The following is a 13,488-nucleotide window of genomic DNA, read 5'->3' on the forward strand; positions in this document are numbered from 1 at the left end:
CGGAAACATCAAAAAAATTTAGGAACTTTTTCAAATAACCTGAAATTTTTCATCAAAAAATCGCATTTCTAACTAAAAAACGTGTCTAAGCAAAAAGCTCAGACACGTTTTTTTGACTTCTATTTAATCTTGCTCACGTTGTTTTCTCTTGGCTGCTCGTTCTGCGCGGCGGGCAGCCCTTCTTGCTTCCGCTTCCGGATCAACTACGCGTTCTTTTTTCACTCGTGGCTTCTCGTTCTCTGGCGTATTTATTTCTGGTTCACTTTGTTTTTCAAGTTTTGCTCGAATTTTTTCTTCTTGACCAGCTAAACGAGCATAATTATAGAACCGTCTCTTAGCATCGTTAATTGTTTTATTAAATAACAACTCCGCTGTATCTGGTTGACTAGATTCTAAGGACGCAAAGCGAACTTGTTGGCGCATAAACTCTTTCATTAATGAAAAATCTGGTTTTTTGAAATCCAATGTCATTGGTTCTTTGCCTTTTTCTCGCAATAATGGATTATAGCGATATAAAGACCAGTAACCTGAATGAACCGCGTCTTTCGCTTCTTTCAACGTTTGACTCATCCCACCTGCTAAACCATGTGTAATACATGGTGTATAAGCAATAATAATCGATGGTCCAGGGAATTTTTCTGCTTCTTCAAAAGCTTTAATCGTCTGCATTTGGTTTGCACCTGAGGCAATTTGAGCGACATAGACATTTTCATAAGTCATTGCCATCATCCCTAAATCTTTTTTAGAGGCATACTTCCCACTGGCAGCAAATTTCGCAATCGCTGATGCAGGAGTTGCTTTGGAAGTTTGGCCACCTGTATTGGAATAGACTTCATTATCTAGAACTAACATATTCACATCAGCGCCACTGGCTAACACGTGGTCAATACCGCCATAGCCAATATCGTAAGCCCAGCCGTCCCCACCAATCATCCACTGACTTGGTTTAACAAAAAGATCTTGATCGTCATAAATTGCTTCCAATAAAGGTTGATTCGTTTTTTCTTCAAGCAAAGCTGCACGTAATTTAGCTGCACGTTGTTGCGTACCTTCACTTTCGGACAGATGTGCTATCCAATCTTCCATCAATAAACGTAAAGAATCACTGGCTACAGAAAAAGCTTTGGTCACTTTACTAGCCAAACGTTCGCGACGCGCTTGCGTTGCTAACAACATGCCATAACCAAACTCGGCATTATCCTCTAAAAGAGAATTTGACCAAGCTGGACCTTGTCCTTGTTCATTAGTGGTGTATGGTGTCACACCCGCTGCAGCACCCCAAATCGATGAGCAACCTGTGGCATTAGCAATCAGCATTCGGTCACCAAACATTTGCGTCAATAATTTAACATAAGGCGTTTCGCCGCAACCAGAACAAGCACCAGAAAACTCTAATAAAGGTTTATTAAATTGCGAACCTAAAACAGTATTCGGTTTTGCTGGGTTTTCCTTTTGACGTAACGTCATAGCAAACGCCCAGTTCATAGCCTGCTCTTTTTCTTCTTCATAAGGTTTCATTACTAAAGCTTTCCCTTTAGCTGGACAGGCTTCAACACAAAGACCACAGCCAGTACAATCTTTGACTGAGACTTGGATACGATACTTCAAGCCGTCGGCACCACGTAGATCACGCACAATGAATCCTTCTGGAGCTTCAGTCATTTCTTCTTCATCGGCTAAGAATGGTCGTATCGCCGCATGGGGACATACAAAGGCACACTCATTACACATGGTACATCGATCGCTAATCCACTCAGGTACTTCTAATGCAACCCCACGTTTTTCAACTGCCGCAGTTCCCAAAGGCATCCGCCCATCTGTCATCCCATTTTTCGCTAGTGTCGCAACAGATAACGCATTGCCTTCTTGACGATTAATCGGTTCAACAATTTCATGAACAAAATCACTAACATTTTCTGAACGTTTTCGCGGTTGAACTTCAAGCGTTCTCCACTCTGCTGGAACAGGTACCTGATGCAACAATTCAACGGTCTTATCGATTGCTTGAATATTTTTTTCGACAACTTTCATGGACTTATGACCATAACTTTTCAGTGCTTCTTCTTTTAAAATTGGCAACACTTGCTCAAAAGGCATAATTTCCGCTAATTTGAAGAAAGCTGTTTCCATTGCGGTATTAATTCGCCCGCCTAGTCCGACTTCACTAGCTAATTTTACTGCATTGATTGTATAAAACTGAATCTCATTTTCAGCTAGATACCGTTTTAATTGATTTGGTAAAAATCGTGCTAGTTGTTCATCATTCCAAATGGTATTTAAGAGGAAAGTCCCGCCCTTTTTTAACCCTTTTACTAAATCATAGGTATGCAAATAAGCGGCTGTATGACAAGCCACAAAATCAGAATGTTCAATGAGGTACGTTGAACGAATAGGCGTCTCGCCAAAACGTAAATGAGAAACGGTCAACCCGCCTGATTTTTTTGAATCATAATAGAAAAAGCCTTGCGCATACTTGTCTGTATGATCACCGATAATCTTAATTGCTGACTTGTTCGCCCCTACTGTGCCATCAGAACCAAAGCCCCAAAATTTAGCTTGATAGGTTTTCGGATTCGTCAAATCAAGTGGTTTGCCAACTTCTAATGAAGTATAAGTTAAATCATCATCAATCCCAATTGTAAAACGCTTCTTCATGGCAGAACGTTCTTTTATTAATTCATCAAAAACCGCAACAATTTGATTTGGCAGTACATCTTTAGAACCTAAACCATAGCGTCCACCAATAATTGTTGGGCGAATGTCCGCTTCATACATCGCACTTTGGACATCCAATAATAACGGTTCGCCACCAGCACCGGGCTCTTTCGTCCGATCCAAAACAGCAATTGCTTTAACTGATTGTGGTATTTTTTCGAGAAATGTTTCAACTGGAAATGGTCGATAAAGATGGACATTAAGGAAGCCAACTTTTCTTCCTTGTTCTTGTAAATAATTAACAGTCTGTTCAATTGTTTGCGCAACTGAACCCATTGTAACGATCACTTCTTCTGCATCTTCCGCGCCATAATACGTCACCAAATCATAATTGGTTCCCCGTAACCGGTTAATTTCTGTCATATATTTTTGAACAATACCAGGTAATTTTTCATAATAAGGATTAATTGTTTCTCGTTGTTGAAAGTGAATATCTGGATTTTGGTTCATTCCACTAACGGAAGGGTGATTCGGGTTCATGCTCCGACGACGAAATTCGGCTAATTTCTCTTGGTTTACTAAGGGTGCTAATTCTTCATAGTCAAGAACTGCCACTTTTTGAATTTCATGACTTGTTCTAAAGCCATCAAAAAAGTTCATAAATGGAACACTCGCTTCAATCGAAGCCAAGTGAGCCACTGGTGCCAAATCCATCACTTCTTGCACACTGCTTTCTGACAACATAGCAAAGCCTGTTTGGCGTGCGGCCATTACGTCTCCTTGATCACCAAAAATATTTAAAGCATTCGTGGTTAAAGCTCGGCTCGCCACATGAAAAACAGATGGTAATAGTTCTCCAGCTATTTTGTACATATTAGGAATCATTAAAAGTAACCCTTGTGAAGCCGTATAGGTCGTGGTAAGCGCGCCTGTTTTTAAAGAGCCATGGACCACGCCGGCAGCACCAGCTTCCGATTGCATTTCGACTACTTTCACAGGTTGACCAAAGATATTTTTCTTACCTTCGGCCGACCACTGATCAACAAGTTCAGCCATCGTTGAACTTGGTGTTATTGGATAAATGGCTGCTAATTCTGTAAAAGCATAGGAAATATAAGCTGCTGCTGCATTCCCATCCATTGTTTTCATTTTCCGCATGTTTTTCTCATCCTTTATATCTAAAAAATAGAATAGTTGCACGCATATTCTTGTTTATTATAGCGGAATTTCACAAATTATGAAAGATTTTGTCAATTTTTTTGCTTAAAAATAAAAGAGAAATTGAGAGAAAAACCACTTTATCCCCTATAAACAAACTATTTCACTGAATTAAAATTACTTTATTTTGTGAAACAGAAATTATCTATTCATTCACAAACTAAAGAACGAAAGAGGAAGATAAGCGTTTCGGCTTATCTTCCTCTTTCTAAACATTAAGATTATTAAAAGTAACGACTTTTAGTACAACTCCAAATATTGTTCTCTTTCCCATTCAGAAACGGTTTGACGGAAGGCTGCCCATTCCATTCGTTTTGCTTCTACAAAATTGGCAAAAATGTGACGACCTAATGCATCAATCATTACTTGATCTTTACGTAATTCTTTGATGGCATTGTGTAAGGTTGATGGCAAATCTTCAATTTGTGCATGTTGACGTTCTTCCTCATTCATCACATAAATGTTACGATCAACTGCTGGCGGTGGCGTAAGTTCATTACGAATACCATCCAAACCTGCTTGTAATAAGACTGCCATTGTTAAATACGGATTCGCTGAAGGATCGACAGAACGTAACTCTAAACGAGTCGATAAACCACGAGATTCAGGAACTCGAATGAGTGGTGAACGATTTCTGCCGCTCCAAGCTACATAAACAGGTGCTTCATAACCTGGTACCAAGCGTTTATAAGAGTTCACTGTTGGGTTACATACCGCAGTATAGGCACGGGCATGTTTTAATAAACCACCTAAGAAATGATAAGCAGTTTGGCTTAAGCCCATCTCTCCTGACTCGTCATAAAAAACATTACCTTCTTCATTAAATAATGACATATTGCAGTGCATACCAGAACCATTAATTCCAAACAAAGGTTTTGGCATAAATGTTGCATGCAAACCATGTTTGCGTGCAATAGTTTTCACAACTAACTTAAACGTTTGAATATTGTCACAAGCATCAACTACATCAGCATATTTAAAGTCAATTTCATGTTGACCAGGTGCTACTTCATGATGCGAAGCTTCCACTTCAAAGCCTAAACTTTCTAACTCTAAAACAATATCACGGCGACAATTTTCACCTAAATCGGTTGGCGCAAAATCAAAATAGCCACCTTTATCATTCAAGTCAGTGGTAATTTCACCATTCTCATCTAATTTAAATAGGAAAAATTCTGGTTCTGGTCCTAAGTTAAAAGAAGTAAAGCCTAATTCTTTCATATCTGCTAAGGCGCGTTTTAAATTACCGCGGGGATCTCCGGCAAAAGGGGTACCATCAGGATTGTAAATATCACAAATTAAGCGCGCAACTTTTCCATGGTCGCTTTCCCACGGAAAAATCATCCATGTAGATAGATCAGGGTATAAATACATGTCACTTTCTTCGATACGAACGAATCCTTCAATGGATGACCCATCAAACATCATTTTATTATCTAATACTTTATCTAGCTGACTCACAGGAACTTCAACATTTTTAATTGTTCCCATAATGTCGGTAAACATTAGTCGTAAAAAACGTACGTTTTCTTCTTCTGCAATATGTTTAATCTCTTCTGCCGTTTTGGCTTTTCTTGTCATCGGTCTGATCCCCATCCTTCATTTTTATTGGCTGCTGAAACGTTAAAGCCTTGGTACATTCGATTGGAACGGATTTTGCTGAGTAAGTCCTCCTTGCGAAAGGATTTCGTCGTATAAAATCTGACGAACATCTGCATCGGTTAATGGACGAGTTGCCTCGGCGGTGTTTTTTTGTTCCTCTAATTTCATTTCATACACACGCTTAATCCCTGCCATGTTCAATCCATCAGATAAATAATCTTTAATTTCTAACAAAACATCAATATCATTTAAAGAATACATGCGTCGGTTGCCCTCACTACGTTCTGGATGAATCAATCCCTGTTCTTCATAGTAGCGAATTTGTCGAGCGGTCAAATCCGTTAGTTTCATAACTGTACCAATTGGAAAAACTGACATGGAACGGCGTAACTCTTTTTCTCTCATCTCCATCCTCCTCTCTTAGTTATTTCTTAGAATAACAATAGAATGACAAATTGTCAAGAACTTATGTTAGATTTTCTAACATAAAACAAAAAACCTGATAAATATGGACTTTTCCATCTTTTCACGGCTGATTTTCTCCTACTAATCAAAAAAATAGAAATGATTTGTTTTTACAAATCATTTCTAATCAACTTACCATTTTTTATTCTTTTTCGGATTCAGCCAACCATTTAGACTTTTTTTTCGCAAAGCCTTTCACGATATACCGATTTTCATTTTCAGCATATTCTTCTGAAATCATTAGTGTCATCCGGCGAAGTTCACTTAATAGTTGTCCGTCAGTTGGGCTAATTTCTAATTGATAAGGCTCGAGTAATTCCATCATTTGGGCACGGATAGCTTGAACCAGTCGTTCTTTATCTTCAGAAATTTTAGTTGAGATCAATACATTGGGAAATAAGGTTGGGACAAATTCTTTGCTGTCCACTTGATCTCTTTTATTATAAACCGTCAAGCACGGAATATTTTCCAACGCTAGTTCTTTCATCAATGTTTGAACTGTGCGTTCATGTTGTAACCGATCTGGCGCACTTGCATCCACCACATGGAGCAGTAAATCCATCGTCCGGCTTTCTTCCAATGTCGACTGAAAGGCTTCAATCAGTTGTGTTGGTAAATCTTGAATGAAGCCAACCGTATCGGTCAGAGTAACTTCCATGCCTTGAGGCAATTGCCATTTTTTGGTTAAAGGATCTAACGTTGCAAACAATTGATCCTCTGAATAAGTTCCTGCTGTTGTCAACATGTTGAGAATGGTTGATTTGCCAGCATTGGTATAACCAATCAAGCCAATTTGAAATAGTTCTGAATTTTGTCTTTTCTGGCGGCTTCGTTCACGATGAGCAGTGACTTCTTTTAACTCACGACGGATGCCTAAGATTTTATTCCGAATGTGTCGGCGGTCCGACTCTAATTTCGTTTCACCAGGCCCACGTGTCCCAATACCTCCTCCAAGTCGGGACAACTGTTTTCCTTGACCAGCCAAGCGAGGCAATAAATAATCCAATTGTGCTAATTCAACTTGTAACTTTCCTTCTTTGGAGCGCGCACGCAAAGCAAAGATATCCAAAATTAATTGTACACGATCAATTACTCGCACAGCTAACGCTTCAGATAACAGTTGATTTTGGCGCGGTGTGAGCTCATGATTAAAAATCACAAGATCCGCTTCATAGGCATCAGTTAATTGAATTAATTCTTCCAATTTCCCCTTACCGATTACGGTTTGTCGATCGACTTGTGGTCGTTTTTGCGTTAAAACAAACACCACTTCTCCATTAGCGGTTTCCGTTAAATTCGCCAGTTCTTCCATTGATGCAGAAAACGTCTGATAATTTTTTTCCGTCTCAACTCCTACTAGAATAACTTTTTCATGAGTGGTCATCGCCTACTCACTCTCCTTCTGTTGTAGCCATTCCGCTACTTCTTTTTCCAACTTGGGCAAATCTGTTGGCTGCTGAACCAAATCCCACCAATGCGCAGCCATTCGATTTCTAAACCAAGTCAATTGACGTTTGGCATATCGCCGCGATTGCTGTTTGACTGTTTCAACCGCCATTTCTAATGATTGTTCACCAGAAAAATACGGGAAAAATTCTTTATAGCCGATACCTTGAGCTGCTTGTGCATGTGGTTGCTGAAACGTCTGTTTTGCTTCTTCCAACAGCCCTTCTGTCATCATTTGATCCACCCGCTGATTAATACGCTCATACAATAAAGCGCGATCTGTTTCCAAACCTAATAAATAATAATCATAGAGACGAGCTGGTTTTTCCTTCGGGGTCAAAATACTATAACCGGTTTTATCAAAGACCTCTAACGCACGAATCACTTTTTTACGATTATTAAAATGAATGCTGTTAGCCGCTAGAGGATCCTTTTGTTGTAATAACTGCCATAAGGCTTGATTCCCTTTTTCTTCCGCAAATAAATTGTACGTTTCTCTAATTTCAGGCGAGTCATCTATCTCACGACTTCCTAGTTGAAAATCATAAAGGAGTGATTGAATATACAAACCTGTTCCTCCAACGATAATTGGTAGTTTCCCTTTTTCAGTAATTTCTTTGATTTTTTGACGACCCTCTTTCTGAAAATCAGCGGCAGAATATGTTTCGCTGACTTCACGGCAATCAATTAAATAGTGAGGAATTCCTTCTTTTTCTGTTTCTGTGACTTTAGCGGTGCCAATGTCTAACGAGCGATAAACTTGCATGGAGTCACCGCTAATAATTTCACCATTAAATTTTTTTGCTAAAGCAATACTTAATGCTGTTTTCCCCACCGCAGTGGGTCCTACAATAACTAATACTTTCTCCAATTATGTTTCTCCTTCTTCTTGCCAATTTTGACGAGCAAATTTTGCTTCTTCAGGAAAATCCGTATGAACACCCGCCAATTTTAGCTGAAAACAATTTTCCATTTCTTCCATCCGATTAACAGTCCACGGCCGCAGCGGTTTCCCAATTGTGATAAGTTCTTTTTCATGAGCCAACACCCAAGACATTTTTGGATGTAAACTATCGACAAGCGCGAATGCCGGTCCCGCTTGACTTAAATCCTCTGCAGATTCATAAATAAAGGCAATTTCTGTCTTAGGATCAGCTTTTTTTAATTTAACTAAACTCGGAAAATAAAAACTGGAATATAAATAACGAAACGGCCAGTTTTTTTGATTCATTTGTTGGACGACTTTTTTCTCAATTCCTTCATAATGGATAATATCCGTTTTAAGTTCAATATTCAAAAAACCATTGAATTGTTCTTCTTCAAGACATTTTAAAACATCTTCCAATGTTGGAACACATTGAACAGAAGGATTTTTCTGAAACCAGCTTCCAGCGTCTAGTTGTTTTAATTCGTTTAATGTTAACTGTTGGATTTCACCATGACCATCTGTCGTACGATCCACCGTTTCATCATGCATAACGATTAAATAACCATCTTTAGATAGGTGAACGTCTAATTCAATTCCTTCAGCACCCACACGAACAGCCTCTCTGAAAGCAATACACGTATTTTCAGGATGGGTGCCCTTACTTCCTCGATGTGCAATAATATCTGTCATGCCCTCACTCCAATCTTGTTTATTGTACCATTGGAGTGAGGTGGGTTCAAATATGGGAAAAAGAAAAGAAAGAGCAAGACATCAATCAAAGCGACTGATGATGTCCCACTCTCTAAGTCTTATAAACAATTTAGTCTCAAATCCGTCTTTTTATTCTCTTAATCTTTTAGTTCATACTTAACATATTTATCCAAACCGGATTGAATACTATATTTCGGTTCATAACCAATGGCACGTAATTTAGATATATCCGCTAAGGAATCTTTGATGTCCCCAGCTCGCGCTTCTTTGTATTCAACTGGTAAAGTGACTTTCATAATATCATTTAAAGAAGAAATTAACTCATTTAAATCGGTTGCTTTCCCAGTCCCGACATTATACACTTCCCCAAGTGATTGGTCAGAATGAGCGACAAGATTCAACGCTTGAACCACGTCCTCAACAAAGACAAAATCACGGGATTGTTTTCCATCGCCAAAGATATTGAATGTCACTTCTTGATTGGCTAATAAGCGTTTGTAAGAGTCCATCACAATCGAAATAACGCCAGAATAAGGCGAATTAGGGTTTTGGTTTGGCCCATAAACGTTAAAGAAGCGAACAGCGCTTGTTGGAACATCATATAAATGACAATAGTTTAACACATATTTTTCAGAAGCAAATTTATCCACTGCATAAGGCGTTAATGGACGAATTACTGATTCTTCCTGTTTTGGTAAAGTTGGCTCATCGCCGTAAACCGCTGCAGAAGAAGCAAACACCAAACGTTTTAAATCTTTCTGGTATTTCCGAATTAATTCCAGTAATTGTAACACACTCTCAAAATTCACTTGGTGTGTTTCCACTGGACGTGCTACTGAATCTGCTACACTAGCAATCGCGGCTAAGTGAAAAATGTAATCGAACTGATACTCTTGCAGTACTTTTTCCATTAATTGTTGATCAATCACGCTACCTTCAATGAACGTGATATTTTCAGATGTGTTTAAATTTTCAGTTTGGCCCATTGATAAATCATCAATGACCACAACTTGATTGTCTTTACTATAATAATTTGCTAAGGTTGAGCCGATAAAGCCGGCACCGCCTGTGATTAAAAAGTTCCTCAAGTTTCCCACTCCAATTAAAATAATACATTAATTTTACCATTTTTAGGTGTCAAAGACTACCGTTTGTTTTTTTCAATAAAAAAGGAGAGAAAATAACTTTCTCAACCTTTTACTAAATATTTTAAATTCTTTGCGTTATTCACAAAACTCTTATGAATGAATAAGAAATAGATAATGTACACAATTCCATAAGAAATGAAACTATAAATACTACCGCCAAACCAAAGATTACTAAAGATAAACAATAATGTAACCAACGTTTCTAATGCAGTGCTATTTCCTATTTTAATATTCATATCTTTGCATAGAAAAATTTCCGCTAAATTACAACGAAATGCTAAACTTACTAATATCAATCCAACAGTTAAATTCAAGTTCCCAACAACGAAAATCACAAACAACGATAGGATTAACGACAAGGCAAGTGTCAATACGTTAACAAATAAAATTGTTTTTTCTTTTCTCAACGTTTTTAAATACGTGTTAATTAGTAAAGACATCCGGCCTTCATAAATAACTATAGGAAATAGAATTCCCATAAATTTCAAACTCTCGCTATATTCGGGTAACCACATACCTAAAACAAATTTGACGGGTACATATAACAGCAGAATTGCATACGTCAACGGAACAAAAACGCCTCTTAATGTGACAAATAAAGACGGCAATCGCTCTTTATTTGTCCGTCTTAACAACGGAAACATTACAATTCCAACAGCATTAATAAAAGTTAAAAACATATTTGATAAACTTAAAGTAAAGGACAATTTACCAAAGGTTTCGATGGTCCAACGCTGTTGAACAAAAAAGCGAATGGTTCCCATTATTAGCATACTTGCTATACTACTGAGCATTAGTTTACTACCTATGTTAATATTATCAACTATTTCAGGAGTAACTTCCTTCAAACTCATCATGTTCACACGCAACATGTCTTTAACTCTAAACATTCCCCAAACCGTAATAATCAGTTTAGAAAGTATGTCCATAATGATTAGCCAATAAAAATCTCGTCCTCCTAATGCAAAGTAAATTGCAATGAACAAGACATATAAATAGCGATCATTTCTGGATAATTGAGCATATTCCTTAATACGATTTGTTGACTGAAAAACATACAGAATAAACGTTTTTGCAATTGTAATTACCGAAACAATGGCCGTCAATATCAAAATAATCCCTTGATATTCTTTCGGCATGAAAAAGTAAGCCCAAAGAATGACAAAAGCAGAAATACAACATTCAAAAATCGCTAAATACCAGAATTGAGAACCGAGATTTCTTTTATCTAAATTTTCGTATTCTTCTCCCCCAATTTTTAAATAGATACCATCAATCCAGCCTAAGTGGAGAAATCCAACATATGAAGAATAAAAAACATAAAGTTGCCAATAACTGTATTCTGTAACGCCTAACAACTTAGGGACAAATAAATTTAAGAGAACCGAAATACCCAACGTTGCAAAATTTGCAGCCACAGTATAATAAAGGTTTTTAGCCACCATTTTTGCTTTTGAATTCATAGCATTATGCTCACTTTCTAATTTTATATTTCATGATATGGTAGATGTCTGTGCTAAAATAAAATTTATGATGATACTTAAAAAAGGCACATAGAATCGGAATAATTTTTTTTCGTTCTAATAAAGATACTCGCATATTCAACTCTTTAATCAAGTTTGAAAGAACTTTGTCTTTATATTCAAATTCTTCAACATGTGGTTGGTTATTTAAATAATTCTTTGCAGCCTTTGTACGCTGTAATCTCCGGCGTAAAGTATTCAATCTTTCCTCAAAGTGATTTTGTTTCTTAGCTAAATCAATTTCTTTTTTAAAGGAACTTTGTCCATGTTTACGCCATCTAATTAATTCTTCCCTAACAATATAGAGCCCATCACTTAATAAAGAACTTCCCCACATCGCCATATCATGTACAGGATTTTCCATTTCAGATGCGTATAGATTAACATTGGCAATGAAGCTCTTTCTAATTGCATATACACATCCCGGGCGACGTAAAAATAAATTGTTCTCGTTAAATATAATCTGTTCTGCTTTTTGATTAGGCAATTTAACTGAATCAATTTTTTTTAATTCCTCTGCTAATCCCCCAGGTTCTACTAATTCAGTATAATCACTTACTAAAACTTTAACATCAGTGTTTGCAAAAGCTTCACACATCACTTCAATTTTAGATGCATCCCAAATATCGTCTTGATCACACGTAAAAACAATTTCTTTAGTAGCAGCATTCAATAGATTAAAGAAATTTTTGCGCCAACCTAAATTTTCCGTGTTGATTTTCAAATGCCACGTTTCACCTAATTTATTTTCAGAAATAAAGTTCTCAATTATTTTAACTGTAGAATCTGTAGAGCAGTCATCCCAAATTAATACTTCATCAATTTTTTTCGACTGATTTTTTAAGGAATCCAACTGTTCTAAGATATTTTTTTCTCCATTATAGGTAGCCATAACAACAGTTGCTGTATATTGCTGCTTCATTTAAGTACGCCTTCTTTCTAAAAAACCTATAAATAATCTTTATTTTTGGTAAAAATCATAGGGATGATGAGTGATTCTTTCTTCTACTGGAGGCATTTCCATATAATCTCCATAACGTAAAGTTAAAAATTGTTTTCGGTTTTTAATGGCCATAAATTTATGTCCTTCAAACTCTACATCCTCATATTCCAAAAACCATTCATTAGGAAATACACCCCAATCTATATGAATCCATTCTAGATAACCACAATGTTTTGTTGCTCCAAATGGGGTTTTTTTTGCCTCTGTTTGATATAAATCACGCCAATATTGATTGTTTCCTACTTTTTTCACTTTAAAATGATTAGGATAACGAGTTATTAATTTTATTAATGCCTTACTAAGATGAAAACTTCGTGCATAGCTTAAACCTAAAGTATCCATTAAGTTTAACCGATACTGTTCCGTTATCTTTCTTAGTTCATTTCTCTCCTTTTGAGTATCAGGGATACCATCAATTGGAAAAATATCTACAAAAACTCCTAAGTCCTTATCTTCTCCACCAAAATATTGTTTGGAATGAGCTACAGTATTAGGATCAACTAACTTTGCAAAAGGATAACGAAAATGTTTCCGTGTTTCAAAAGAAAGTAATTGATAGTTAGAATCGTTTTTAAGGATTTTAGTTAACAATTCATAATCTGGCCTTGGCATAACTATATCAATATCATCATCCCAAGGAATAAAACCTTTATGACGTTCTACACCAATCAATGTTCCATAAAACAATGTATAATGCAAGTTGTTAGATCGACAAATATTATCGATATACACTAATATTTCAACAGCCTTCGCCTGAACCTCTTTTAACGTAAGTTTTTGCATGATATT

Annotated in this window: 10 protein-coding genes; all 10 read right to left on the reverse strand. The window is 36.9% G+C overall.

Annotated features, from left to right (window positions below; genetic code table 11):
- Positions 1-123: 123 nt before the first annotated feature.
- The gene (nifJ, locus tag IGJ20_RS08865) at positions 124-3,855 is read right to left on the reverse strand and encodes a pyruvate:ferredoxin (flavodoxin) oxidoreductase (protein ID WP_202522601.1); all 3,732 of its coding nucleotides are present in this window, start codon (positions 3,853-3,855) and stop codon (positions 124-126) included.
- 258 nt (positions 3,856-4,113) lie between these two features.
- The gene (gene glnA, locus IGJ20_RS08870) at positions 4,114-5,454 is read right to left on the reverse strand and encodes a type I glutamate--ammonia ligase (protein ID WP_002356929.1); all 1,341 of its coding nucleotides are present in this window, start codon (positions 5,452-5,454) and stop codon (positions 4,114-4,116) included.
- A gap of 42 nt (positions 5,455-5,496) precedes the next feature.
- On the reverse strand, positions 5,497-5,880 hold the full coding sequence (locus IGJ20_RS08875) for a MerR family transcriptional regulator (RefSeq protein WP_002388239.1): 384 nt from the start codon (positions 5,878-5,880) through the stop codon (positions 5,497-5,499).
- Positions 5,881-6,082: 202 nt separating this feature from the next.
- A complete protein-coding gene (hflX, locus tag IGJ20_RS08880; protein ID WP_002379600.1) occupies positions 6,083-7,324 on the reverse strand; it encodes a GTPase HflX in 1,242 nt (413 codons plus the stop codon).
- A 3-nt stretch (positions 7,325-7,327) separates the two neighbouring features.
- Entirely contained in the window at positions 7,328-8,257 is a 930-nt protein-coding gene (miaA, locus tag IGJ20_RS08885; protein WP_010709661.1) for a tRNA (adenosine(37)-N6)-dimethylallyltransferase MiaA, read from the reverse strand.
- The gene (locus IGJ20_RS08890) at positions 8,258-9,004 is read right to left on the reverse strand and encodes a glycerophosphodiester phosphodiesterase (RefSeq protein WP_002415782.1); all 747 of its coding nucleotides are present in this window, start codon (positions 9,002-9,004) and stop codon (positions 8,258-8,260) included. It lies immediately after the preceding gene.
- Between the two features lie 158 nt (positions 9,005-9,162).
- Entirely contained in the window at positions 9,163-10,122 is a 960-nt protein-coding gene (locus IGJ20_RS08895; protein WP_029656611.1) for a GDP-mannose 4,6-dehydratase, read from the reverse strand.
- Positions 10,123-10,214: 92 nt separating this feature from the next.
- Positions 10,215-11,636, reverse strand: a complete 1,422-nt coding sequence (locus IGJ20_RS08900; RefSeq protein WP_002369114.1) for a lipopolysaccharide biosynthesis protein — start codon at positions 11,634-11,636, stop codon at positions 10,215-10,217.
- A gap of 10 nt (positions 11,637-11,646) precedes the next feature.
- Positions 11,647-12,618, reverse strand: a complete 972-nt coding sequence (locus IGJ20_RS08905; RefSeq protein WP_142425691.1) for a glycosyltransferase family 2 protein — start codon at positions 12,616-12,618, stop codon at positions 11,647-11,649.
- Between the two features lie 39 nt (positions 12,619-12,657).
- A complete protein-coding gene (locus IGJ20_RS08910; RefSeq protein ID WP_142425690.1) occupies positions 12,658-13,482 on the reverse strand; it encodes a LicD family protein in 825 nt (274 codons plus the stop codon).
- Positions 13,483-13,488 lie beyond the last annotated feature (6 nt).

This window comes from Enterococcus sp. DIV0294 (assembly GCF_050558155.1).
Lineage (GTDB): Bacteria > Bacillota > Bacilli > Lactobacillales > Enterococcaceae > Enterococcus > Enterococcus faecalis.

Bases quoted from the DNA above. Each gene is read 5' to 3' on its own strand.
- IGJ20_RS08910 (WP_142425690.1), bottom strand. From the start codon at position 13,482: ATGCAAAAACTTACGTTAAAAGAGGTTCAGGCGAAGGCTGTTGAAATA.
- hflX (WP_002379600.1), bottom strand. From the start codon at position 7,324: ATGACCACTCATGAAAAAGTTATTCTAGTAGGAGTTGAGACGGAAAAA.
- glnA (WP_002356929.1), bottom strand. From the start codon at position 5,454: ATGACAAGAAAAGCCAAAACGGCAGAAGAGATTAAACATATTGCAGAA.
- IGJ20_RS08875 (WP_002388239.1), bottom strand. From the start codon at position 5,880: ATGAGAGAAAAAGAGTTACGCCGTTCCATGTCAGTTTTTCCAATTGGT.
- IGJ20_RS08900 (WP_002369114.1), bottom strand. From the start codon at position 11,636: ATGAATTCAAAAGCAAAAATGGTGGCTAAAAACCTTTATTATACTGTG.
- IGJ20_RS08890 (WP_002415782.1), bottom strand. From the start codon at position 9,004: ATGACAGATATTATTGCACATCGAGGAAGTAAGGGCACCCATCCTGAA.
- IGJ20_RS08905 (WP_142425691.1), bottom strand. From the start codon at position 12,618: ATGAAGCAGCAATATACAGCAACTGTTGTTATGGCTACCTATAATGGA.